General features: G+C 53.8%; 18 protein-coding genes, 3 tRNA genes and 1 other RNA gene. 14 read left to right on the top strand and 8 right to left on the bottom strand.

From position 1 onward, the window contains the following. Positions 1 to 95: 95 nt before the first annotated feature. From HX448_RS09235 to HX448_RS09245, 3 genes are all read right to left on the bottom strand, one after another. On the bottom strand, positions 96 to 4,244 hold the full coding sequence (locus HX448_RS09235; RefSeq protein ID WP_102331088.1) for an acyl-CoA dehydratase activase: 4,149 nt from the start codon (positions 4,242 to 4,244) through the stop codon (positions 96 to 98). 113 nt (positions 4,245 to 4,357) lie between these two features. Further along, complete coding sequence (locus tag HX448_RS09240) at positions 4,358 to 4,714, bottom strand: response regulator (protein WP_162485954.1); 357 nt, start codon at positions 4,712 to 4,714, stop codon at positions 4,358 to 4,360. Between the two features lie 348 nt (positions 4,715 to 5,062). Then, positions 5,063 to 7,993, bottom strand: a complete 2,931-nt coding sequence (locus HX448_RS09245; protein WP_162485953.1) for a cation-translocating P-type ATPase — start codon at positions 7,991 to 7,993, stop codon at positions 5,063 to 5,065. Between the two features lie 224 nt (positions 7,994 to 8,217). On the opposite strand from HX448_RS09245, the gene HX448_RS09250 reads away from it, so the two are divergent. From HX448_RS09250 to HX448_RS09265, 4 genes are all read left to right on the top strand, one after another. Further along, positions 8,218 to 9,117 carry a presenilin family intramembrane aspartyl protease gene (locus HX448_RS09250; RefSeq protein WP_226846925.1) on the top strand — a complete coding sequence of 300 codons (900 nt, stop codon included), beginning with the start codon at positions 8,218 to 8,220 and terminating at the stop codon, positions 9,115 to 9,117. Positions 9,118 to 9,263: 146 nt separating this feature from the next. Then, complete coding sequence (locus HX448_RS09255; protein WP_102331084.1) at positions 9,264 to 12,074, top strand: PAS domain-containing sensor histidine kinase; 2,811 nt, start codon at positions 9,264 to 9,266, stop codon at positions 12,072 to 12,074. Beyond that, entirely contained in the window at positions 12,071 to 12,754 is a 684-nt protein-coding gene (locus HX448_RS09260) for a response regulator transcription factor (RefSeq protein ID WP_102331083.1), read from the top strand. Before HX448_RS09255 ends, HX448_RS09260 begins: the two co-directional genes overlap by 4 nt. A 207-nt stretch (positions 12,755 to 12,961) precedes the next feature. Continuing rightward, positions 12,962 to 13,657, top strand: coding sequence for a winged helix-turn-helix domain-containing protein (locus HX448_RS09265; protein WP_102331082.1), 696 nt, complete (start codon positions 12,962 to 12,964; stop codon positions 13,655 to 13,657). Positions 13,658 to 13,720: 63 nt separating this feature from the next. Here the strand turns inward: HX448_RS09265 and HX448_RS09270 are convergent, their stop codons facing one another. Further along, on the bottom strand, positions 13,721 to 14,167 hold the full coding sequence (locus HX448_RS09270) for a DUF5946 family protein (RefSeq protein WP_102331081.1): 447 nt from the start codon (positions 14,165 to 14,167) through the stop codon (positions 13,721 to 13,723). 137 nt (positions 14,168 to 14,304) lie between these two features. Here HX448_RS09270 and HX448_RS09275 point away from each other — a divergent pair, with 137 nt between their 5' ends. The 8 genes from HX448_RS09275 to HX448_RS09310 all read left to right on the top strand — a co-directional run bounded on the left by HX448_RS09275 (position 14,305) and on the right by HX448_RS09310 (position 21,381). Next, positions 14,305 to 14,718, top strand: a complete 414-nt coding sequence (locus tag HX448_RS09275) for a Fur family transcriptional regulator (RefSeq protein ID WP_102331080.1) — start codon at positions 14,305 to 14,307, stop codon at positions 14,716 to 14,718. A gap of 2 nt (positions 14,719 to 14,720) precedes the next feature. After that, entirely contained in the window at positions 14,721 to 16,760 is a 2,040-nt protein-coding gene (gene feoB / locus HX448_RS09280; protein ID WP_102331079.1) for a ferrous iron transport protein B, read from the top strand. Next, positions 16,757 to 16,954, top strand: coding sequence for a hypothetical protein (locus HX448_RS09285; RefSeq protein ID WP_102331078.1), 198 nt, complete (start codon positions 16,757 to 16,759; stop codon positions 16,952 to 16,954). Before feoB ends, HX448_RS09285 begins: the two co-directional genes overlap by 4 nt. After that, complete coding sequence (locus tag HX448_RS09290; protein WP_102331077.1) at positions 16,951 to 17,613, top strand: metal-dependent transcriptional regulator; 663 nt, start codon at positions 16,951 to 16,953, stop codon at positions 17,611 to 17,613. The genes HX448_RS09285 and HX448_RS09290 overlap by 4 nt, the downstream gene beginning before the upstream one ends. Positions 17,614 to 17,647: 34 nt before the next feature. Further along, positions 17,648 to 17,723 (top strand) — tRNA-Ala (locus HX448_RS09295). An 86-nt stretch (positions 17,724 to 17,809) separates the two neighbouring features. Beyond that, complete coding sequence (locus HX448_RS09300) at positions 17,810 to 18,319, top strand: hypothetical protein (protein ID WP_102331076.1); 510 nt, start codon at positions 17,810 to 17,812, stop codon at positions 18,317 to 18,319. Between the two features lie 86 nt (positions 18,320 to 18,405). Continuing rightward, a complete protein-coding gene (locus HX448_RS09305) occupies positions 18,406 to 20,103 on the top strand; it encodes a cation:proton antiporter (RefSeq protein WP_102331075.1) in 1,698 nt (565 codons plus the stop codon). A gap of 138 nt (positions 20,104 to 20,241) precedes the next feature. Next, positions 20,242 to 21,381 carry a S41 family peptidase gene (locus HX448_RS09310; RefSeq protein ID WP_102331074.1) on the top strand — a complete coding sequence of 380 codons (1,140 nt, stop codon included), beginning with the start codon at positions 20,242 to 20,244 and terminating at the stop codon, positions 21,379 to 21,381. Positions 21,382 to 21,428: 47 nt separating this feature from the next. Here HX448_RS09310 and HX448_RS09315 read toward each other — a convergent pair whose 3' ends face one another. The 4 genes from HX448_RS09315 to HX448_RS09330 form a co-directional block, all read right to left on the bottom strand. Continuing rightward, positions 21,429 to 21,653, bottom strand: a complete 225-nt coding sequence (locus tag HX448_RS09315) for a hypothetical protein (RefSeq protein WP_102331073.1) — start codon at positions 21,651 to 21,653, stop codon at positions 21,429 to 21,431. Between the two features lie 234 nt (positions 21,654 to 21,887). Further along, positions 21,888 to 22,257, bottom strand: an RNA gene (gene rnpB / locus HX448_RS09320) — RNase P RNA component class A. Positions 22,258 to 22,307: 50 nt separating this feature from the next. Then, positions 22,308 to 22,532: a hypothetical protein gene (locus HX448_RS09325; protein ID WP_104201600.1), complete on the bottom strand. Its 225-nt coding sequence runs from the start codon at positions 22,530 to 22,532 to the stop codon at positions 22,308 to 22,310. 12 nt (positions 22,533 to 22,544) lie between these two features. Beyond that, the gene (locus tag HX448_RS09330) at positions 22,545 to 23,756 is read right to left on the bottom strand and encodes an ArsA family ATPase (RefSeq protein ID WP_102331071.1); all 1,212 of its coding nucleotides are present in this window, start codon (positions 23,754 to 23,756) and stop codon (positions 22,545 to 22,547) included. Between the two features lie 70 nt (positions 23,757 to 23,826). Here HX448_RS09330 and HX448_RS09335 point away from each other — a divergent pair. Together HX448_RS09335 and HX448_RS09340 are read left to right on the top strand one after the other, a co-directional pair. After that, positions 23,827 to 23,912: transfer RNA gene (locus tag HX448_RS09335), tRNA-Leu, on the top strand. An 18-nt stretch (positions 23,913 to 23,930) separates the two neighbouring features. Further along, positions 23,931 to 24,007, top strand: a tRNA-Arg gene (locus HX448_RS09340). The last annotated feature ends 353 nt before the right edge of the window (positions 24,008 to 24,360 follow it).

The following is a 24,360-nucleotide window of genomic DNA, read 5'->3' on the forward strand; positions in this document are numbered from 1 at the left end:
CGAAATTGATTATAGTGCGGCGTGCGGCAAACTCAAATTGAGAATCTAAAGGCGTTCGCCGGGATAACGAGAAGAGTCGAAAGGGGCAGGGCGGGTTAAAAATCCGCCCCTACATGGGACGAAATCGAAGAAGCTGAGTACTTGATGATCTCGGCGAAGTTCTGGATGCGGGTGCGGTTATTGCTCTCCATGATGCCATCGTAGGTCAGGGTGATCCACGGTTTGTGCAGAGTCAAAGCCAGCTTTTCCGACATGGCGGCTACGATACCCCCCGGCATGCAGCCGTGGGGCATGACCGAGATCACGCCGGCAAAATCCCGGCTCTCCAGCCACTCCAGCCCCGACCCTATCGAAAGCACCGCTTCGCTGCCGCACCGAGGCGACAGGTGACGTCCCGATTTATTCAGAACTTCCTCGATCGGACCCTCCTTCAAACCGCCCACGATATGTTCGATCAGGCCGATGCTCTTCCGGTAGTCGTTGTCCAAAACGTGGCGCCTGAGGTAGCTTTTAAGGAGCTTGCCGTACCGCCGGAACCTTAGGTTATCCTCGTGGGCGCGGTGGAAAATGTACCTCAACCATTCGGCAGTGGGCGAAACAGTAACTTCAAGCCCGGCGGCCTCGCAGCAGAGGACCAGGTCGTTGTTGGCAAAGCGGTTAGCCCGAAGATAGATCTCTCCATTGATTCCGACCAGGGGGCGGCGGGGCAGGGTTGGATCCATAATGTTATTAAAATCACGCGCCGCACCGGACAGCAACCCGTTCAGATTCTCCCTGCGACGGGCGCTTTCCCGGAATTTCGATAAATACGACTCGAACAGCGCGTCGGCCAGTCCGGCCTGTTTTTCATACGGTCTGGCACGCCACAACAGTTTTTCCAGGGCATCCGAGGCGAAAATGGCATCCGCAGCGCGCCGAGGGAAATCGGGACCGAGATTCATATCCTCGTAAGCCTTGTTGGAAGTGGTCGATCTGATCTCGATGTCGTAACCGGCTTGTTTCAGCGCGACACCTTGTTCCAGGGCATATTTCCCCAAACGGCAGGGACCGTAGGCGCTGGCCATGATAAACTCGGACGAGGTCACGACTCCCCGGTTATCCTGGCAGAACCTCAGGAAGTCTCCCAGGGTAGCCCGATAAGGCAAACATTCGGTTCCGGCGGTGACGCGGTTGGACAACTGGAGACTGCGGGCATCGGTTTCCGGCAATACCTCCACTTTCGGGCCGCTGGATTCGACCACCCCCGCCAGGACCTTGATGAATGGCGCCATCAGCGGTATGACGAACGTCTTGTGATTGACCATTATTGGCAAAGTCTGTCTTCGAAACTCAATTGGCACCATTTCATGCTGCTGCGGCGTCCGCGAATACCCGTTAATAGTATCGACGAAAGCCTCAAGCCTGGTGATGACGCCGGCTTCGGCTGCATGTTCGTCGATCTCCAACTGTCCCAGGGGTTTGCCGCCCATGATATCTTCCAGCATCGGCAGGATAAATGAGTTCGGGCCGCAGCCAAAATTGGTGATCATCAGGCCGTAGAGACCAGGCTCCTGAAAGATAATGACCGAAGCGGCGATGAATTTGCTCTCATACGACCAGTACGGCCGGTCGGAGTATTTACTGATATCGACCGAATCGAGGGGCAAATAGTCCATGGGGATGGGCTCGACGCCGAGTTGAGCCAGGGCATCAGCTATTCCCAAGTTAGCCCCTGGGTCCCCCGCCATATAGGACCGGGAGATGATGACAACCCCGGTTTTACCGCCGGATTTCAATTTCGCGAGGGCTTCCCTGCCGGCCGCCGCTCTCTCCGATTCAAACAGCCTCTGGGAATGGATGCCCGCCAGAGCCGCCCGTCTGGCCACCGACGGATCAGCGCCGAGTTCGCGGGCGGCGGCGGCGAGGTTGGCGGCAACCTCATCGTCACCGAGGCTGAAATCAAGGACCGGCGATAAAAGACGAGCCCCCAGCCCGAGAACCTCCCTGACGATGAAAGGCGAAGCCTGCACCAGCGGGCAGGCATACTTCTGATTTTCATCCCCTTCCTTAGGACCCAGCCTGATGGCGGCGGGACACAGGATGAAATCAACCCGGTCTTTGAGGGACGCGACGTGCCCGTGGAGGAGCTTCACCGGAAAACAGCTGTCGGTATAGGCCAGTTCCACGGAGTGTTCGATAATCTTGGCTGTCGTCCGGGAGGAAACCACTACCCTGGCATCGAGGGCATTGAGGAATCCTATCAGAAGCGGCGCCAGGTCATGGGCCAGGAGCGCCCGTGGAATGCCGACCCGGGGCCCGTTGCCGGCGCCTTCGTTAAAACCTTTAAGCAAGAGTTGTTCTCTATCATCAAAAGCCGTCCGGACTTTGGCCTTTTCGGTCCGTGCGTCGTAGCGGTCGCAGCGGCTGCCGTAAAAAGAAAGAACACCACCCGGCAACTTCATTTGGGTGATGGTGCAATTGTTGTCACAGTGATAACAGGGGAACGTCGTCAGATTGCAGTTACTTTCGGACAAGACCCGGAATCCTTTGAAGATCGAAGACCTCGGAATAAGCCCGTTCTGGTCTCGGGCGAGAAGAGCCGCGCCCATGGCACCACTGACTTCCCGGTGTTCCGCCACCGAAAGAGTATGCTCCGGAAGCTGCTGCCGGAATGCGGACACCACTGCTTCGTTGTAAAAAACGGCGCCCGTCAAGATGATGTTGTTGCCCAGCTTGCGGTGGGCAACGACCTTCGATAGATAGTTCTTGGCTATGGCATTCGCCAGCGACGCCGTGATTACGGGAAGAGACACCCCGTCCTGCTGGGCCGAAGTGATCGACTGGCTCATGAAGGCCGCGCATCTTGTTCCCAGATCGATCATATAGGGTGCGGTAAACGCCAGGCGGGCGAAATCGCCGTTGGTGACCTTAACCCCCAATTGGTCAGCCAGTTCGTCTATAAAGCTCCCCGTACCGGCGGCGCAGGCTTTATTCATCTGGCAATCGATAACTACACCATTTCGCTTCAGCACCAGTTTGGAGTCCTGACCGCCGATCTCGATTATATCCGCGTCTTTGTCGATGACAGCGGCCGCCCTAGTCTGAGCGGTGATCTCATTCTTGATCAAATCGGCGCCGACGAAACCTCCCACCAGGTAACGTCCGGAACCGGTTACGCCGGCTCCGGCGATATCAATGTTGCCGGCTCCCTTTTTCAGCAGTTCGACCATCACCTGTTTGACGGCATCGATCGGACGGCCGGCCGTCATCAGATAGGTCTTGGCGATTATCTTGCCGGTCACACTGTCCAGGATGACCGCCTTGGTGCTGGTGGAACCGACATCGATTCCCAAGTAACCGCTGCGGCGCTCCGTGACCGGAGGCAGGGCAGGGGGTACGAGTATCGCCTGGTGTTCAAGAGCCGGAGTTTGGAAATAACTTCGGCGGTTTTCGGCAACCGGCAAAGAACTGACCCTGGAGTGTTTTCCTATCGACAACAGGGCGGCACCGAAAGCTTCGGCGTAAACGGCGTCATCCGGCACGATCGCCTTAACTTCGCGACCGTTCCTGCCGGCAAGCAAACCGTTCAGAGCCCGCTCTACGGCGCCATTAGCGGCGACACCGCCGACGAGATAAACCGGTTCCTCGAAGGAGCCCTTCTTTAATGAAACGATCATCCGGGCGATGCTCTCGCACAGCGCGTACAGGATGGCTGAAAGGGGAACTCCTTTTTGCTGCAGGTGGATAATATCGCTCTTGGCGAAAACGCTGCACCGCGCGGCGACGCGGGGCGCAGGCCCCCGTTGTGATAGCGCTATGGTGGTGAAATCATCCATGGTAATGCCCAGCCGGTATGCCTGCTGTTCAAGGAAGCGACCGGTGCCCGCGGCGCAAAGGGGATTGGATACAACCTTCCAGGGTTTTCTCAACCCGTCTTCCAAGCTGATGACCAGGGATGTCTGTCCGCCGATCTCGATTATCGTCCGGGCATCAGGATAGCCGTGCAATACTCCCGAGGCGACCGCCAGAGGGCTGGAATACGCCCCCCAACCCCATTCTCCGGGGATAATGTCCTTACCTGATCCGGCAACACCCGCCCCGGCGACAGATCCTATCTGCTCCAAACGTTCCAGCAAGGTGTTGACGGCCAGGCGCGCATCAAACACGATCTTCTCGAGATCGCGCTTGACAACGTTCCCTTTGCCGTCGATGAGACAAAGTTTAACGTTGACCGAACCTACATCCAGCCCCAGGTAATAGCTCATTGCTTTGGCAATTATGCTAAAAAACCCTTGAGTTGGCAAATCAAAAGGATAATGTCTGAATTCGAAGGATCTTTGACTGAAATTCTGAACGGATTACCGGAGAATCTTGAAGGTCACCCGGCCGCGATATCCCTCAACAACTGGATAAATACTTCTGGTGGATCATTCTTACTGATGAATGCCCTGGCACCGCAGACCAGCGCTTCTTTTCTTGATTCCGGAAGGGCGCTGAGGACGACCACGGCAGCACCAGGACACCGGGTCTTTAAATCCTGCAGCAGGCTGAAACGATCTTCGCCCGGGAGTTCCCAATCCAGCAAGATCAAATCCGAGGAAGCGCACTGATGCAGTTCCAACAGTTGTCCCGCGGCGGATATTTCTTCAACCGCCACATCGTCGAATTGCTGCTCGATGAGGAGCCGTAAAGCTCCCCTCACCTGGAAATCATCGTCAGCAATTAGTATACGCACGATCGACTTCCTTGGAATTTAGCTATCTAGCAAGCGGCTGATCCCGCCGGCGGGGGTTTCGCCCTCATGATTGGCATTCGGCGCATCCCCGGATCTTACAGTCAGTTGTTCCGGTTTGGGTTCAGTAAACCAGATAAAAACGATAAGCGCTGCTATAAATATAATTAGCCACATATTCTGCCTTCTTTCTTTACATGAAGAAGCATAAAACAGAATCCGGAAGGGCGTATCTGCGGTTAGGCGGGATTTGGGGTGGACGGAGGAGGGGTTTTTAATTAGCCGTTCGGCCAGTATTGGACTATGAATGTCCTCAAAAAATCGGAACTATGATGTTCGTTGGCGTTTTGGCTAGAAGAACCTGCCGTGCTGACGGACGCGGGCTTTGTACCATTCCAGCAAACCAATCGGAATCAGTGCAAAAACCAGCGCAACTATCCAATCCACCACAGTCAGACGTATTATTTCAAGATTGATGGAGAGGTTATTATTCAAGAATTCCTGAAGCCCAGGAATATACATAAGCGCCACATGCAGAACCGGAACGAATAGCAGGAACGGCCAGACAAACCAATAATTGTCATCGTTGAGGGTTCTGAACGCCGATTTGTTCAAACGGCGTAAGCACAGTACGAGTAAGGTCTCGCTCAAAAGCGCAACGGTCAGCAGCATGGTACGGGCTTTGGCTTGCGCCCACCCTACCGGATCAAGAGCACCGCCTCCGAAATCCGGGATTATGCCCAGATGGTTCCCGTCCCATACCGGCAACAGCCCGGAAGAAGCAACAAGGTAGATCAATGAAAGCACCGAGGCCAGCGATACGATGAACAACGCCATGGCGAGAGTGGTATTCCGGTTGAAAATGTCCTCGCCGTCACGGGGTTTTTCGGACATGACGTCCCGGCTAAGACGATCCGAAATGAAAGCCAGCGGCGGAATTGCATGGGCGGTGGTAAAAATGTATATCCTCTGCCAGGAATTCAAAAGATTGAAATCCGGAATGAAGGAGGCGCCGAAATAGACCAGGGCTTCGGCGGCGTTGACTGAAATGTAGAAAAATATAAGAGACCGGATCTTCTGGAAAAGTCCCCGGCCTTCACGGATTCCCACCACCACCGAATTGAACGAGTCGTCGGCGATGATCATATCCGACGACTGTTTGGCGACATCTGTCCCGGTCACGCCCATGGCGATACCCACGTCCGCCGTCGACAAAGCGGGCGCATCGTTCACCCCGTCCCCGGTGACGGCGACGGTACGATTAGCCTGCTTGTAGCGCTGGACGATAGCCATTTTGTCCTCGGGCGAAACCCGGGCGAAGACCGAGGTTTTAAAGAATTCCTGATCGGGGAGGTCCCGGTTGTAAGCCATTGAAGCTAAATCGCCGTCGCGGACGATCCCCACCTGGCCGGCGATGCTGCGGGCGGTTTCCAGACTGTCGCCGGTGACCATCACCGACCGGACCCCGGCCTTTTCAGCTTCAGCGACCGATTCCAGGACGCCGTCACGAGGAGGATCGATAATCGCAACAAAACCGAGATAGATAAGGCCGCCTTCGACCGAGTCCCTGGAGGGTTGCTGCTCAGTCCCATCGATACATTTGAACGCCAGCGAGATGACCCGATAGCCGCGCGCCGCGAATTCTCCGGCTTTTTTTAAAAGATGCCCTTTTTCTTTTTCACCGAGGCCTACTGAATCTTCCATGGAGCCGAAAACCAGAGATAAACTTCTTTCTAGCACTCTTTCAGTGGCGCCCTTGGTAAACGCCAATAATTTTCCGGTCCTGCTGTCTTCGAAAACTTTGCTTACCCGCTTTAGATTAGAGTCGAAAGGATATGAGGCAATTTCACGGAAGGCCGAGCGGTAAACATCTTCATCGAGCCCAGATTTTCCGAAAAGAGTCAGGAGCGCGGCATCGGTGGTATCGCCCACGGCACAAAAAGTTGCCCCTTCGCCAGTTTTACCAGCCTTTGGAGCCGGGATCTTTACTATCGAACTTTCATTGTTCAACATACCCGAGACGAGCAGCATTTCTAGCGCCGAGTCACGGGCGACCGTTGCGGCTGGCCTGGAATCCGGCACCTGGTCGAATTCGAATCCACCCGCTGCCTCCGATGTATCCGACACAGCAAACAATCGTCCGTGCGGATCGAAACCGGTACCGGTAGCGCCAAAAATGTGATCGGCGCCATTAAGTTCGGGTAGACAGACCCACCTGACCGTCATCTCGTTTTTGGTTATCGTCCCCGTCTTATCGGTACATACAACCGAAATACGCCCCAGGCTCTCGACGGCCGAGAGGTCCCGGATCACCACCTGCTGCCGGGCCATAGCCAGGGTTCCGGCCAATAGAATAATGGTTGTCAGAAGGGGAATGTTGATGGGCATGATGCTCATCGAGGTGATAAGGCTCCGGGAGGCGGTCTCAGCCAGCAAACGCGCGTTCAAGGCTCCGTCAACCACGAGAAGGCCTTCCCGGGACAAAGAAACCAGGTGATACGCAAGAGAAATCAGGAGATATACGGCGACCGCCGAAGCGAGATAGCGGGCAACCTTGTTAACTTTTTGCCTGAGGGGGATGTCGCCGGTGTTTAACCTGACGACGGTTTCCGCGATACCGCCAAGGCGCGTCCGGCTACCCGTCGCGACCACAAGCGCGGTTGTGGTGCCCGATGTAACATATGTTCCCAAGTAAACCATGTTACCGTTTTCTGAAACTGAAGAGGCGCTCTCCGAGGTTTTTTCCACGGGCACGGATTCACCGGTTAGCGGCGCTTCGTTCACGGTAAGGAACGATGCCTTTATGAGTCTCGAATCCGCAGGCACCCGGTCTCCCTGCTCCAGCTTGATCAGGTCACCCGGGACTAACTCCTCGGATTTGATCTCTTTAACCTCGCCGTCACGGATGACCTTGCTTTTGGGCGGAGACATGTTCTCAAGCGCTTCAAGCTTTTTCTGCGCCCGGATTTGTTGAATGATGGCGACGGCGGCGTTAAGCACAATGAAAATTATCCAGAAGGTCACCTGCCCCCATAGGTCAGGGAGGACAAAGATCGCCAGTAACGCCAGGATTGTCGTGATGACGAGGTAAATATTGACCAGCCAATTGAGGAGCGGGGCTATGTATACCTGGAAAAGATTTCGGGACGGCCTGGGAATAACGTTTAGCCCGTATCGATCCAGCCGTTTTCCAGCTTCATCCTGGGACAGCCCGGAATTAAGGCTGGCCCCAAGGTGGCGCGCCAGTTCGTCAAGTGATTTCGGCGAATTATCGGAAACCATCGGACATTTTATAAACAATAACACTGCAATAATCAAACGAGGACTGAGGTTACCGTGTCCAGGCTCCTAACTTTAAAGGCATACCGGCGTTAATACTCTTGATATTATTTCTTGTGTTAGAATACGAAACGAATTTGACCGCAGACAGGTAGACCGCCCAAATAATGGAGACCTCCAAAAAACCGCGTCATATCAACCCCGTAGTTTGGGGTTTACTGTTGTTCGTGATCGCACAGGTCTTGACCCTACTCATGGTCAACCGCATCGATCCCTTCCTGGCTGAAAAGAACATCTATGTACCAACCCAACCCCCTCAAGATGTGACTATCTGGCCAGGAGAAACCACCCTTCCCTCCGGTGAAGTAGTCGATGTCCCGGTCTATTCTTCGCTTGGACCGATATTGATCTACTTTGCGGTCGTGGTCGCTATCGTGGGGCTAGTGTTGGCGCTGATACCGGTCAGGATGTTGAAAACGGTCCTCCGGGGCGTCTTCGCACTGGTTTTCGGGTGGGGATCTTTCATCATGGCGGCGTTATGGCTGCCTTTTCAGTTCGCGATAGCGATTGCCCTGGCAGTCAGCTTGATCTGGTTCTTCATCCCCCGTGTCTGGTTCCACAACGCCGCACTTGTCATTTCATTCGTGAGCCTCGGCGCGGTTTTCGGGAGGTTCATCACTCCGTGGACCGGGATGATCATCATCGGGGCGCTTGCTATCTACGATTATTTGGCTGTCAGATCTGGTTTCATGGTCTGGATGGCCGATAAGATGACCCAAACCGCAGCACTACCCGCATTGGTCATTCCAAGATACGCCGGCGAATGGGGAGACAGCATCAAGGAAAAAGGCGTCCAAACTATCGTCCAGACAGAACCCACCGACAGGAAATACTCGATCGTCGGCGGCGGAGATATCAGTTTCCCGTGCCTGCTTACAGCCTCGGTCTATTTTTCCCAGGCGCAGGGCCTGGCTCCCGGCATCATCATGGCCATCGCTGGAACCGCCGGTTTGGGTGGCGCCTATCTCATCCAAAAATTCATCGTCAAGGGCAAACCGGTCCCCGCTCTCCCACCCATTGCAATTTGTACACTTATCGGTTTATTCATTATCCGCTCGATCTGGTAATCCGGCAGTTGTGCCGCCAGCCTCGCAGGGATTAAAATCTCTCTGATCGCACGGGAGATCCCAACTTACATTTGATTGCCGCCCGCCTGTTTATTGCATCAGAGCACGGCGACAATTCGTGCCCCAAAAGGTATCGGTAACCAGATTTGAACGCGAAACGCGGTAAATCAAATAAATCCGCTCTAGATACACTCGGACTGTTCGAACATCCGACAATCAGTTTCGTTCGCGGCAGCATTGTTTACGACAAAGAATCCAAGCCAATCGATTATGAAATTCTGGACGTTAATGACGCCTTTCTAAAATTCACCGGCTTAACCAAAGAAAAGGTCATTGGCCGCAATTCATCAAATCTCTTTTCTGGCGAGGGGAAAGTCGCGCTTCCGCCCCTTAATCTCATCGTTAAGACAGTCGAGTCTGGCAAACCCCAATCGGTCGAACTGTTCTTCGAAAGTTCAAAACGGTGGTTTTCAATCGCAGCGTACAGGCCGTCCGCCGACCAATTTGTCGCTATGTTCGAAGACATCACCGATCGAAAAAGATCAGAACTATCACTCAAAGCCTCCGAGGAACGTTTCAGACTCCTTTTCGATCTGTGCAACGATGGAGCCATGGTACACGGGATGTCTACGGACGGAAGCCCGACTCCTTTTATCGAAGTCAACGTGGCGGCTTGCCAGAGACTTGGCTACACCCGCGATGAACTTCTCAAAATGACGCCGGGCGACATTGACGACAAGAATTCTTCGGGAACTACGGCCATACACAAATTCATGAGCGACGGACGTGTGGTATTCGAACAAACACACGTGGCGAAGGATGGCCGCCGTATTCCAGTTGAAATAAGTTCCAAGTTAGCAGAGATCGAAGGGAAGCCTTTCGCCATCTCAATGGTCAGGGACATCACCGACAGAAAGCTCGACAGAGAGAGACTGGAAGCCCTGGTCGACCTGCGGACACAAGAATTGACCGAAGCCAACCGGCGGCTAATTGCCGAAATCGATGAGCGCATCAAAGCGGAGGCCGAACTACAAAAAAGCGAAGCCTATTTCAGATCTCTGTATGAAAAACTGCCGGTCGGTTATCAATCACTGAACGCTGAAGGGTATTTTCTAGAGGTGAATCCCGCCTGGCTGCAAACCATGGGTTACGAACGCGAAGAAGTCATCGGCCGCAAGTTTTGCGAATTTTTAATCCCGGAGCAAGTGCCATTATTCCTGGAAAGATTCCCGATTTTCAAGGAACGCGGCGAGGTTCAAACGGAATTCACAATGCTGAGGAAAAACGGGTCACACGCCTTGATCTCGGTCACCGGGAGGATCGATTATGACCCTGAAGGCAAAGTAAGAAAAACCCACTGCTTGATGTTGGACATCACCGAACAACGCCGTATCGAGAAGGAACTTTACAGGTTAGCTTCATTTCCCCTGGTTAATCCAAATCCGGTTATGCGATGCTCGCCGCAGGGCGAAATACTTTTTGCTAACAACGCCAGCCAGCCGATACTGGAGTGCTGGAACACCCGGATCGGCGGAACGCTGCCGGACTATTGGAGATCTCAAATCAGCGAAATTTTCGCCAGCGGCCAAATGAAAGATTTTGAGATCGTCTGCGGTAAGCGCTTCTTTGATCTTAAAGTATTCCCTAACCTGGAACTGGGCGTACTCAATATTTATGCACTTGAGATTACTAAAAGAAAACAAATCGCTAAAGATCTTGAAATCAGCGAAGCCAACTATCGCATGCTCTTCGATAAAGCTTCCGACGCCATGATCCTATGGGAAATCGAGGCTGACGGAGCCTACCGCGTCAGGGAAGCGAATAGAATGGCGCTAGAGCGCTACGGATACACTAAAGAAGAGATGTTAAAGCTGGGCGGGCAAGATTTAAATACTCCCGATAGCTTCAAATATACCTCCGATGCAGTCGATCAAATGAAAAATACGGGCTACGCAGTTTACGAGCTGACTCACAGAACCAAAGACGGACGGCCGATTCCGAGTGAAGTCTATGGACACGCCTTCGAGTTGAATGGAAAGCAGGTGGTCCTTTCCGTAATCCGTGATATATCCGAGCGCAAACGGGCTGACGCCGAAAAAGCCAGGTACCAGGCGCAGCTTGAATCTATGGTAGAAGAACGGACGGCGGCATTGTCGGCCGAGATCGCGTCGCGGCAGAAAGCCGAGGAAGCGATCAAGACCCTGTATGAACACGAGCGGTCTCTTAGTCAAGCCCTGAAACGTCAGATCGACGAGAGAATATTTTTTACCAGGGCGCTGGTCCATGAACTCAAAACGCCGTTGACGCCTCTTCTTGGTTCAAGTGAAATAATGGCTAAAATGACTAAGGAAGAACCCTTGGGCAGCTTGAGCCGCAATATCCACAGCGGGGCTTTACAACTTCAACGACGCATCGACCAATTATTAGATCTGGCAAAAAGCGAGGTCGGTCTGCTCAAATTAAGACTGGTGCCTGTTGATCTTTTGGAATTGATCAAAGATGTCGCCGCTTATACAACTCCGGCGGCAGCAAAGAAGGAAATCAAGTTTTTACTGAACCTGCCAGACTCAATGCCGAAGATTCAGGGTGAAAGGGAATATCTTAACCGCTTACTCCTAAATTTGATTGACAACGCCTTCAAATATACCCCCAAGAGCGGTCAAGTTACTATCGGAGCTACCCTGGAAAAAGAGGTAATAACGGTAGAGGTTGTCGACACCGGGATCGGCATTTCGCCCGAGAAACTGGGCCGCTTGTTCGTGCCGTACTCCCGGGTGGCGGCGGACGAATCCAAATTCGCCGGCTTGGGCCTCGGTCTTGCCCTGTGTAAAACAATTATCGAGCTTCACGGCGGGAGCATCTGGATCGAAAGTCCCGGGCACGGCACAACGGTACGGTTCACTCTTCCGGTTGGTCAAAAACGAGTTAAAATAGTCGAGGAGGACCCCGAGCAATGAAAATCATGGTGGTAGAGGACGACCGTGATATCATCGAATTCATTTCCCTCGCGCTTGGTATCGGCTGGCCAGGGATTGAAATCGAGGTTGCCGAGACAGGTGAAAAAGGAATAGAACTGGCCGGAAAAATCAATCCGGATATTATCACTGTCGACCTCGGCTTGCCCGGGTTGAATGGTTTTGAAGTCATCAGGTCGATAAGGTCATTCTCCAAAGTTCCAATAATCGTCCTTACGGTTCGTGGTGAAGAAAGAGACATCGTCAGGGGGTTGGAACTCGGCGCCGACGAATACGTCGTGAAACCTTTCGGGCAGATGGAACTCATCGCCCGCATCAGGGCGCTCATGCGTCGAAATCAATCACAGGACGAGCTCAAACCGATCGTTTACGGCAATATAAGCCTGGACACGGTCAAAAGAACGATAAGCAACGGAACCAAGCAAGTAGTTCTAACCTCCACCAAGACCAATATCCTGAAACAACTTATGTCCAAACAGGGTGAAACGACCACACACTCGGCGATAGCAGAAAAAATCTGGGGCTCAAATTATCCGGAGGCATCGGAGGCCATCAAGGTCCATATCCGTCACATTCGGGAAAAAATAGAAGATGACCCGGGGAATCCTCAAATTATTCTTACCCGCTTTGGAGTGGGTTATTATATTGCCAGACCGGAGTGAATATTTTTGCCAGTCTCCGGGGAAGCAATTCTGGATTTGTCATCATGTTAACCATTGACACTTGCGATTGTTAAATCGGTTAAATTCACTTAATTCCTGGGCGCCTACCCGTATCAGACCGTAATTCAAAATACGCACGTTGGCGGATATCCCCCTGCTCTGTTTCTGGTTATAATCCTAGTGTTAAATTATTAACACGGCAGGGCAATGAATTTTCTGGTTGTAGCTCCCAACAAAGAAGAAGCCGATTCCGCCTCCGCGGTCTTCAAGATGCTGTGGCAAGGCACCAACATTCTGACCTCGACCTGTTGCCAAGAGGCTCTCTCAATCTTGGAAAAGTGCCGCCCAGATTTTCTACTGCTTAACCTGGCCGTTCCCTCTGGGGATTGGCTAGACCTAATCCGCGACGTCCGCCTTTTTTCCTCAATCCCGTTAGTCGTTGTTTCAAACGACGCCAACGAGTCAACAATGGTGCGTTCTTTCGAACTTGGCGCCGACGATTATTTTATTAAACCCTATAAACCGTTGGAGTTGGTCTTAAGAACGAAGGCGATCATCAGGCGGGCTAGCGGGGTTAACGAAGGGGAATCTCTGGTCGTCGGACTGCTCCGGCTCCACGCCCTCCTCCACCGGGTGTACGTCGGCGACAAAGAAGTATCCCTTACGCCGACAGAGAACAACATACTGCGCCACATGATGGAAAATGTCGGCCACATCGTGACTTACAGCAGCCTTGCCCAGCAGGTATGGGGCGACGACTATCCTGACGCCTCAGCGACTCTGAAGGTCTATATTAAGCGTTTGAGACAGAAACTGGGCGACGACTCTAAGCGGCCTTCGATGATTTTAAACGAAACCGGTTTAGGCTACAGGCTGGTCAAACCTGTCATGCTCCCCGCATAATCATACCGGTTAAATCGTAACTTTTTTTCCCGCCAGTTTCAAGGCACCTTGCTGTCAGGCTTTTCATATGTTGCCCGACTCCTTCAATGCTTCAAAAACCGATCGAGCCCAAGTTTTGACACTCGTAGGATAACATTCAAGACCTCCGGCGATGACATCCTTAACGGTCATCGTCCACTTCGGAGGGCAGCGGTATTTTCCACTAGTGGAATCTCGCGCAGTTACCGGCCAGTCTCTGCGATCATTCTGGACATTTCTGGCTTCGCTGCGACGAATCATGTCCGGAGTTGTTCCATTTTCCAGGAATTCAACCAGGAGACCTTTGGCGTGCTCCAACCCTTCTCGGGAATACAAGCCCGGGTGCTGCAAGTGGAAACACAACACAGTCAAATGGTGAACGGACCCCGCCACAACCGGGTCCTCGAAATCCCAGGCTAGCGCCTGATGAAAGTAGGCCGCGCAAGTCCGGTCATCCGGTAATTCCGCGTTGCACTCCCCGCACGTAGCCATAGCCCAATTATGGCACAGTCGGCTATTTCTAACATCCGGTATACTGCCTGGCCATGGTTGACTCTTAAGAAAATATCCCCTATAATTATTGCTAATGATTAGTATTTGCATCTCACAGACGGCTTCAAGGAGGCTCTATGACGCCGCTGGGTAGGACGGAACTCAAAGCTACAAGCCAACGCTCGGTGATTTTAGATATCGTCAGAGCGGGCAAAGGACACCTCGATGCCGACGAGATCTACCAGCGCGCGCGCGAAAGACTGCCACGCCTTTCCCTATCGACCGTCTATCGCGCTTTAGCCAAATTCAAAGAGACCGGGCTCATCGAAGAGAGGCACCTCGATGAAAACCACCATCATTACGAGATTTCACACCACGACGAGCACCATCACCTGATCTGTACCGGATGCGGCAAGGTTGTGGAATTCAAATTGCCGATCACCGAGATCATAATCGAAAAAGTTCCCCAGGCGGCGGGTTTCAAGATAAATCACAGCGGCGAACTCAGCCTCTCGGGCATGTGCCCGGATTGTCAGAAGAAAGCAACATAAATATGGCTCGACCCGACACCGTCATCGACTATCCCGATAACTGTGCCGCCTGCCACGAGCGTCGGCCCAAGAAGATAACACAGAGACTTGCCTCCGCACAGGCCTTGAAAATAGCCCTAGTTGGCAGCCCCAACGTGGGTAAAAGTTCCGTCTTCCACGCGCTCACCGGCAGAAGGGTCATCATTTCCAATTACCCCGGCACGACGGTGGACATTTTCCGCGGCAACGCGGTTTTCGACGGTCACCCGGTGGAAGTCATCGATACGCCGGGCATGTACTCCCTCCACTCGATCACAGAAGAGGAACGGGTGGGCCGCGCCATCCTGCTCAAAGAAAAACCGGATGTCGTCCTCCATGTGCTAGACGCCAAGAACCTGGAACGTATGCTGCCGATGACATTCCAACTCATCGAAGCCGGACTCCCGTTAATTGTGGTTTTAAATATGGTCGACGAGGCCGAAGCTCACGGAATAGTAATCGACATAAAGCAATTGTCGAGCGCACTCGGGGTGCCGGTGTTAACCACCGCCGCCAGCCTCGGACGGGGAGTGCCGGAACTCAAACAGGCGATCCTCGATTACAAATCGCAGGGATTCTTTCAACCCATTGTTTATGATGAAACCATCGAGAACGCAATCGACAGCCTTATCCCGTTGGTCAAGGACAGCCCGCCGGCAGAGCGAATCTCCGCACGTTCGGTTGCACTGCTTCTCCTAAGGCAGGACGAACAGATCCGGCGACTGGTAGCCGGCGAAGGCAAAGACCTGTCAACAGTTGACATGATCGTCGAAAAAACAACGCTTGGGCTATCTCAACCACCGGCATATTTATTAGCTTTGGCTTTGCAGCGGGAAGCCACCAAATTAACATCTTCGGTGATGACCCACCGTGAAACGCCCGGGATCCGCTTCAACGAAAGGCTCTCCCGCGCCATGATGCATCCGCTGAGCGGCGGGATCATCCTGGCGGTGGTGCTTTTCGCCATGTACTACATCGTCGGTATATTCGGGGCTGGCTTCCTCGTCGGCTGGCTCGAAAAAGCGCTATTCGGCCAAATTATCAATCCATTCTTTCAAAACACGCTCTCAACTTTGATCCCGGTCAAAGCGATCTCAGACCTTTTCGTCGGGCAATACGGCATAATCACCCTGGGCTTGACCTACGCCATCGCCATCATCTTGCCGATCGTGACGACATTCTTCCTGGTATTTTCGATGATCGAAGACTCCGGATACCTGCCCCGTTTGGCAATGCTCATCGACCGGCTGTTCAAGTTCATCGGCCTTAACGGCCGGGCGGTCATCCCGATGGTACTCGGCTTCGGCTGCGACACAATGGCCACCATCGTCACCAGGACCCAAGAGACCAAACGGGAGAGGATTATCACCACCCTGTTGCTGGCTCTGGCCATCCCCTGTTCGGCCCAACTCGGGGTGATCTTCGGCATTTTGTCGGTATCGACAGGTATGCTTATCACCTGGCTGGGGATCATCGCCCTGATCTTCGTCCTAGTAGGCTGGCTGGCTTCCAGAATCATTCCCGGCGAGCGCGCCTGTTTCTACATGGAGGTGCCCCCGCTGCGTCTGCCCCGCCTGTCCAATGTGCTGCAAAAGACCTACGCGCGGCTGGAGTGGTATCTCCTGGAGGTCATCCCGATCTTCATCCTGGCCAGCGTCGTTCTGTGGGCTGGGGACCTCATCGGGCTGCTCGACTTATTGATAAAAGGTCTGCGTCCCGTCGTCGAGTTCGCCGGTATCCCAGCCGCTGCCTCAGTGGCATTTGTCATCGGGTTCTTCCGGCGGGATTTCGGCGCCGCCGGATTGTACGCCCTGGCGACCCAGGGGATTCTGACAGGCAACGCCCTCCTCGTCTCGGCGGTGGTAATGACCCTTTTCGTGCCCTGTATCGCCCAGTTCAGCGTGATGATCAAGGAGCGCGGACTTAAAACCGCCCTGGCCATTGCCGGGTTCATTTTCCCGTTCGCTTTCCTGGTCGGTTTTGTCCTAAACCATGCACTTAATTTACTAGGGATTAACTTATGAACGAAACAGGCAATGACAAAATCAAATGCCCTTTTTGCGGCTTCGAGTTCGATGCCGCCTCAGGCACCGGTTATTGCGGTTCCTGCCCCCTGGCCAAAAACTGCAAGCTGCTGCGCTGCCCCAATTGCGCTTACGAGATGCCGGCCGAGACCAAAATCTTTGCGGCGATCAGGAAACTGAGGAGAAAACAATGAACATAGACGAACATGGCGAAGAAATCCTGGAAACGATGTGGATTCGAACGCAGGAGGAAAAGGCTCCGGTGAAGGCTGACGAATTTCAAGCTCACAAAGCCCTTGAGCAACTGATCGAAGGAGGCATGATAATCTCAGCCGGCGATGGTTCACTCGCTCTAACGGAAAAAGGATTGCCCGAGGCCCGCAGCGTCGTGCGCCGCCACCGTCTGGCCGAGAGGTTGCTTTACGACGTCCTGGGCACGCGGGACCGTTTGATGCACGACAAGGCCTGCAAATTCGAGCACTTGCTCGACAAAGGGCTAGACGAAAATATCTGCATCCTGCTCGGTCATCCGAAGGTTTGCCCGCACAACAAGCCGATCCCCGCTGGCAGATGCTGCCAGGAAGCCGCCGGGAAGCCGCAAAAACTGGTGTCCCCGCTTTCCGAATTGCGGCCGGGTCAACACGGAACCGTGGCATACCTCTATGCCCCGGAAGCTGGCAAACTGCAAAAATTGATGGCGATGGGGGTTTTGCCGGGGGCGCCGGTCAAACTCATCCAGAGCTTCCCCTCTTACGTGTTCCAGGCTGGCATGAGCCAGTTCGCCACCGACCGCGAGATGTCTGACGCTATTTACGTGCGCCTGACCGAGGAGCAGCGCCCGATTGCGCGATAACGGAAACGGCTGATATAATTCAGGCGTCTTTTATGGGGCTGTAGCTCAGCTGGGAGAGCGCCGCCTTTGCAAGGCGGATGTCAGGGGTTCGAGCCCCCTCAGCTCCACCAATAGTTCAACAGGAAGATCCTTCCATCCCGATTTCTCTAGACCGTACCCGGTATCCTTTTTCCGCCGATTTCGTTAATATGGTTGGATGAAATCCAAACGATTCTTACCCCTATTGGTATCTCTGACGCTAGTCTTGGGCTTGATCGCCTCCGGTTGCGCCGGACGAGGGGGGGAGGGATTCGCCATATACCTGACCGGTCGGGACCCTGCCGGCACCTGGTCCCCGGCTTCATCGCCTGAGATTAGCGGCGCGCCTGTCATCACCCTAGTGGATATTCAATCGTATGACAGGAACCACCACTGGTTGACGCTGACCAGTACCGCCATCGAAAGGTTAGCTGGACTCGACGTGCCGGTCGGCGGTAAGGGATTTGCCGTCTGTGTCGATAAGGAAGTGATCTACACCGGGGCGTTTTGGACGCCGATGTCGTCGCTGTCTTACAACGGCCCGGTGATAGTACAACCGACAAAAGGCCAGGATTCGAGAGTTTTGACGATTGAACTCGGTTACCCCTCCAGTGCCTATGTCACAGCTTCAGATCCGAGGTCGGACCCCAGGGTTCTGGAGGGTCTGGCGGGGAGATTGGTCGGGTAGCACCAGCCGGCGTTTCAAACCTGCTTCTGCCGTGACATTCTTCGTGATAGAATGAGACACTTCTGGGCTTCACCGGAGATGTCTCTTTGGAAAACCTTGGCCTTGGATTTGAACTCATCATCGTGTTGGTGGCCGCGGTAGCCGGAGGCATCCTTGCCCACCGTCTAAAACTACCGGTGCTTCTCGGCTACCTTATCGCAGGTATCCTTGTGAGCCCCCATGGCCTGGGATTGGTCCAGGACACGGACGCCATCGAAAACCTGGCGAGCCTCGGCGTCATCCTGCTTCTTTTCACCCTGGGTCTCGAGTTTTCGCTCGACGAGTTGAGGCGCATCGGCCGGGTGGCGGTGCTGGGGGGAATCGCCCAGATATTATTGACAGCCGCCGCGGGTTTCATCCTGGGTAAAGTGCTGGGCTGGCCCACTCCCGAAGCCATTTTCTTCGGTTTCCTCATTTCGCTGTCGTCTACTCTTATCGTTTTGAAACTGCTCCTCGAACGCGGCGAACTGGATACAATCCACGGACGGGTCATGACCGGCATACTCCTGATGCAGGACCTTTCCCTGGTGCCGTTGATGATCATCCTGCCTACCCTGGGCAAATCCGGCTCCGAAATCGGCCCGGCTCTTCTCGATGCCGGTGCCAAAGCGGCCGGGTTCGTCGTGGTTATGGCCGGTTTGGGATTGTTTTTGCTGCCCAAGATCCTCGATAAGGTGGCTCAAGCTCGTTCACGCGAACTGTTCTTGATTACCGTGGTATCGTTGTCTTTGGCAGCGGCGATCACCGCCCAATTTTTCGGGGTTTCCGCCGCGGTCGGGGCATTTATCGCCGGGTTGCTTATCGGCCGCTCGATCTTCGCCCGCCAGGCTTTAGCAGACATCGTCCCATTCCGGGATGCCTTCGGCGCGCTGTTCTTCGTCTCACTGGGTACTCTGGCGGATCTATCGTTCATCACCAACAACCCCGGTTTGGTCATTGGCGTCGTCGTCTTCATAATGGTAGTTAAGTTCATTATTTGCGGCGGGGTGCCTTTCGCTTTCGGATACAATGCCCGTACCGCTATCTTCACCGGGTTCGGATTAACACAAATAGGTGAATTCAGTTTCGTTTTGGCCGGGGTTGGGGTCGCGGCGGGCATATTGCGAGACTCAACATATGCCCTTACTCTTGGCGCAGCCATCACCACTATGGTATTGACTCCATTCGCTCTAAGCTTGGCTAATTTTTCTTACCGGCAACTTGAACGTTTCCCGCTAGGCCAGAGGCTGATCAGCTTTCGGGCTTCGACCGATGAAAAGCGCGCAATCCAACCTCTTTCAGGCCATGCCGTGATCTGCGGGGGAGGCCGGTCTGCAGAATCGTTGATAAAAGTCCTCGGGCGGCGCAATCTATCGCACCTCATTATCGACCTGGACCCCCAGGTCATTACGCGGTTCCGAAAAATGGGCATCCCATGCATTTACGGAGATGCGTCTAATCCCGATATCCTCGACCGGGCCAGCCTCGAAAAAGCCAAGCTTTTAATCTGCACCTTCCCGAGCTTCCTCGACGTGGAGCTAACGGTGAAGAATGCCAGAAACATCAACCCAAAGCTGGATATCGTCGCCAGGGTAGAGCGGGACCGTGACGCCGATTCTCTTCGTAACATCGGGGTGAACGAACTGGTAAAACCGGAGTTCGAGTCCAGCCTCGAAATCACCCGCCACTGCCTCCATCGTTACGGGCTGTCAGCGACGGAAATCCAATACCTGTTAAACAGCCTCCGCCAGGGGACAATGAGCTGAGCCGCTGCATCACCTCAATCCTTGCGCCCACCGGGAAAATTCTATCAAGTAGAGTCCAAACTTCCAGTCGGCATTACTGTGCAGTGTAAAGATTTCAATGTAACATGTACTTGTTGAAACATTAGGAGAAAACAAGGTATGTCAACGCGTTGGAAAGTGGCTCTCGGCAGCCTGGTATCGGTAATACTCCTGTCCGCCTCTTTCGGCCTGGGCTACATTACCGCGGCTTTCGCTCCTCCCAAGGACAATTATCTCAACCGGGTCGTCGAAGCTTGGGATACCATCACCAATCATTACGTAGACCCGACCAAAGTAGCTGAAAACGCACTGGCCGAAGCTGCTATCAAGGGGATGATGGGGTACATCGATGATCCCTATTCCGCTTATCTGGATGCCGAGGGTTTTATTGCCTTACAGCAAAATTTCGAGGGTACCTATGTTGGCATTGGCGCCGAAATGGCGGTACGCGACGGCATAGTGATCGCGTTGACCGTATATCCCGATTCGCCGGCCGCCCGAGCCGGAATTATTCCGGGTGACCACATTACCACCATCGACGGAAAATCGACCGAGGGGTTGACGATCGCGGAACTGGTACCCCTGGTCCGGGGCGACACCGGCACCCCAGTGACCCTCGGAGTCGATCGGGATGGGACTAATCTGACTTTTACGATGACACGTGAAAAAATCACCCCGCCCTCGGTTACCATAGAGCTGAAAGGCACGATCGCTTATATCCAGATCTCAAGTTTTACCGAACACGCCGATGAAGACATGCTCCTGGTCATTCAGCAAATAGCCGCCAGCGGCGCTACCGGCATCATCCTGGACCTGCGGGGAAACCCGGGAGGACTTGTAACCACCGTGATCAATATCGCCAGCTATTTCATCACCGATGGCGTTGTCCTGACAATCCGCGACCGCGACGGCAATACCACAACCTACGATGTAGTGAAGCAGGCGGACACGACGAACCTGCCGATGGTTGTACTTGTGGACGGTTACTCGGCTTCGGGATCCGAGGTCCTCTCGGGAGCGTTGCAGGACCACCACCGGGCGACGATCGCCGGAGCGCAGACATTCGGCAAGGGCAGTGTCGACCAGCTATTCGAGCTTCCTGGAGGAACCGGCATTTACCTGACTATCGCCCGTTGGCTGACCCCTGACGGGAATTTGATCGAAGGCCGGGGGATCACCCCAGACTTTCCATTAGACCTTTCCGGTGCCGAGCTCCTAAATTGGGCGATCGATTTTCTGAACGGGACTAATGTCCCGTAAAATAAAGAGGGGAGACCAAATGGTCTCCCCTCTTTAACTGCGCCGCCTCAATTGACTGCTGTGTTTTTCAAAACGGAATCCACCAGATCAGCGGTGGTATCCAGGCTATCGAGATCTAGAGCGAGGCCGAGTGCCCTAAGTTCGGGGTATCCCATTCCCCTGAACCGTTTTTTGGCGGCCGACCGGCACATCTCGTCGTAAAGATCGGGCCAATGACTCCCGGCACGATGCGCGCAGGAGAGGATGAATTCGTGGAGTTGGGGGTGGGTCATCACGGCGCGTATTATAACCGACTCCGTTGATACCGATTCAAGGCGATTCACAACAATTTAACGGCATCGGCACAACCATGTCACGGTTGATGTACAGTATGCCACGTCAGAAAGCCGCAGATTTTTGCACCTGCCACACTGTGACAGGGTAGACATTTAGTCCTGCCAGGCTTGATACTGAATATTGTCGAGGCTGTGTTGACGATGACAAGGGGGAAAGGAAACTAACAAATAGAGCCAAGCAGAGCTATAAGCCGAGTTCTGTATCCCGACGTAATCGGGACGGCAGCCATCTATCTAGTCCTGCCGTTACCGGCAGGCTCATGCGGCCAACCCGGGGACAGCGCGGACTCGCCTTTATGTCCCCCTATTTGGCCTTGCTCCGGGTGGGGTTTTCACGGCCAAACGGTCTCCCGCCTGCCGGTGAGCTCTTAACTCGCCATTTCACCCTTGCCCGCATCCCGATATTATCGAGACCGCTGGCGGTATGTTTCTGTGGCACTTTCCGTAGGGTCGCCCCTCCCGGGTGTTACCCGGCACCCTGTCCGGCGGAGCTCGGACTTTCCTCCCCGATAGATATCGGGGCGTCTGCCCGCTCTGCTTGGCAAAATACTCTATTATAAACAGGTTATTATGTCAATTGAGATAAAAGGGCTACTCAACTTTGATCCGGGTCTTCTCTTCTGAGGGTGCACCGGCAGCTTCGGTCTTAGTGATGGCTTCATCAAGTAGGCTGCGAAGCGCCATGAGCATCTCTCTTTTAGCCCCGATTATGTGCTGGGCCGTTTCACCCTTCATCATCTTAAGATTAGGCGCACGGAGACGGATGACTACCTCCTCCCCCGGCTGGAAAGAAATCTCGAACATACTGTCACTCATTTGTTTCCCTCCCTATTGATGTTTTTGTTTCTTGGGAGCTGCACCCTCGACGGCAGGCGATTCACTCAAAAAATGGATGCGTAGGATGTGGTCATCCATTTTGGCTTCGGAAACCTTCAGGTTGATCAGAACATGGGGTAGAGTAACGGTGCGCCGGTACGACCCGACCTTGACATTCAACTCATCCCGGCTGTGGATCAAGGATACCTGTTCTTTGCTAGCAAACGGGAGTTCAAGGTTAAGAACGTATCCATCCTCGACTTTATCAATCGTTTGGACATGACCCTTATAATAAAACTTAGTAGGGTCTGAATCGCCATAAACCGCCGCCGCCATTCGGCGCAGCATAGCCAAACCCACGACTTCCTGGTCCAATAGCGGCATGTTCAGGATCGGCAACGGCGAGAAGGCTTCGTCGATGTATTCGATGTATTTCCGCTGGCTTTCCTTCCAACCGGTAAAATAAGCGTCGCTGAGAGATTGTGGCAATATGCGGTTGACGATCACCGAATCGGTGGAATAGCCGAATAAGTTGAGGTAGGTCAGAGTCCTCTGCGCTTCCTTGATAACCATCTTTTCCGGATTGACCACTAGTCTTATTGAAGTTTGTTCTCCATCAAGGAGGAGTTTATGGACATCTTCGAGTTCGGCGTATAGTTCCACCACCGCATCCATTACTGAATTCGAGGGCAGCGGGATATCCGAAATGGCGCCGACTACAGGCCGCACGACAGCCGCCACTTTGCGTTGCAGCGGGAATAGCCGGTTCATCCACCAGTGGAGCATGTCCGGGAACGAAAGCAGCCTCAGTGTCTCCCCGGTTGGCGCAGAATCAACGATAACAACGTCGTAGGTGCCTTCCCGGCGGTAGCGTTCGATATACAAGAGGTTCGCCAGTTCCTCCATCCCCGGCAGAATGGCTACTTCGTCCGCCACGATGCCGCTCATACCCCGCCAGGACATCAGGGCGGCAATGTAGCGTTGGATCACGCCCCAGTAGGTCTCCAAAGTCTTGTATATCTCGGTTTCCTGGCCCCAAAGGTTGGGGATGACCTCGCGAGGTTCGTTGGCCAGTTCAACATCGAGCGAATCAGCCAGGCTGTGGGCGATATCGGTGGAAAGAACGATGGTGCGCTTGCCCATGTCAGCGGCGCGGACGGCGGTGGCTGCGGCGAGAGAGGTCTTGCCCACGCCGCCTTTGCCGGTGAAAAGGATGACCCGCATAGCCAACCCTCCGATTGACTTTAGAATTCTAAACTAAGTATAATTGACACTTGCCTGTAATCAAAACCGCGCCGAAGTGGCGGAACGGCAGACGCGCTACGTTCAGGGCGTAGTGTCCGTAAGGGCATGAGAGTTCAAATCTCTCCTTCGGCACCAATCGTTCAGGTTTCCCGGGCGCTTGTAGCTCAGTTGGATAGAGCGCGGCCCTGCGAAGGCTGAGGTCGTGGGTTCGAGCCCCGCCAAGCGCGCCATTTCTCCGCCCATCCACGGGCAACTATATTCGAACACCTCCTCGGATCCCATCCTTCTTCATTGCCAAAAAGACACGAGACGCTTGACAGTACAAACGTACACGTGTGCTATAATATCGCGATGTTTTCCATTTCTGTCGTCCTGAACAGAGTGAAGGACCTCCATGCAGCATTGTCGACGACCACTCTGAAGGATAACAATATCTCTGATCGATGCAGCCCTAGCCGGATTTGTTTCAAGCGAGGTACTTCGGTGAAAGCCGAAGTTGAACGCAAACTCCTAGTCGTTCCAGTCGATTATCGCAAAAGCGAAAATTCAAAAACAATCTTATGATGATAACCGCTGAAAGCTG

The sequence above is a fragment of the Dehalogenimonas etheniformans genome, from assembly GCF_014672715.2.
Taxonomy (GTDB): Bacteria; Chloroflexota; Dehalococcoidia; order Dehalococcoidales; family Dehalococcoidaceae; genus Dehalogenimonas; species Dehalogenimonas etheniformans.

Excerpts from the sequence above, each read along its gene's own strand:
- HX448_RS09235 (WP_102331088.1), bottom strand. The coding sequence starts at position 4,244 with ATGAGCTATTACCTGGGGCTGGATGTAGGTTCGGTCAACGTTAAACTT.
- HX448_RS09245 (WP_162485953.1), bottom strand. The coding sequence starts at position 7,993 with ATGGTTTCCGATAATTCGCCGAAATCACTTGACGAACTGGCGCGCCAC.
- HX448_RS09260 (WP_102331083.1), top strand. The coding sequence starts at position 12,071 with ATGAAAATCATGGTGGTAGAGGACGACCGTGATATCATCGAATTCATT.
- HX448_RS09265 (WP_102331082.1), top strand. The coding sequence starts at position 12,962 with ATGAATTTTCTGGTTGTAGCTCCCAACAAAGAAGAAGCCGATTCCGCC.
- HX448_RS09270 (WP_102331081.1), bottom strand. The coding sequence starts at position 14,167 with ATGGCTACGTGCGGGGAGTGCAACGCGGAATTACCGGATGACCGGACT.
- HX448_RS09275 (WP_102331080.1), top strand. The coding sequence starts at position 14,305 with ATGACGCCGCTGGGTAGGACGGAACTCAAAGCTACAAGCCAACGCTCG.
- feoB (WP_102331079.1), top strand. The coding sequence starts at position 14,721 with ATGGCTCGACCCGACACCGTCATCGACTATCCCGATAACTGTGCCGCC.
- HX448_RS09285 (WP_102331078.1), top strand. The coding sequence starts at position 16,757 with ATGAACGAAACAGGCAATGACAAAATCAAATGCCCTTTTTGCGGCTTC.
- HX448_RS09290 (WP_102331077.1), top strand. The coding sequence starts at position 16,951 with ATGAACATAGACGAACATGGCGAAGAAATCCTGGAAACGATGTGGATT.
- HX448_RS09300 (WP_102331076.1), top strand. The coding sequence starts at position 17,810 with ATGAAATCCAAACGATTCTTACCCCTATTGGTATCTCTGACGCTAGTC.
- HX448_RS09310 (WP_102331074.1), top strand. The coding sequence starts at position 20,242 with ATGTCAACGCGTTGGAAAGTGGCTCTCGGCAGCCTGGTATCGGTAATA.
- HX448_RS09315 (WP_102331073.1), bottom strand. The coding sequence starts at position 21,653 with ATGACCCACCCCCAACTCCACGAATTCATCCTCTCCTGCGCGCATCGT.
- HX448_RS09325 (WP_104201600.1), bottom strand. The coding sequence starts at position 22,532 with ATGAGTGACAGTATGTTCGAGATTTCTTTCCAGCCGGGGGAGGAGGTA.
- HX448_RS09330 (WP_102331071.1), bottom strand. The coding sequence starts at position 23,756 with ATGCGGGTCATCCTTTTCACCGGCAAAGGCGGCGTGGGCAAGACCTCT.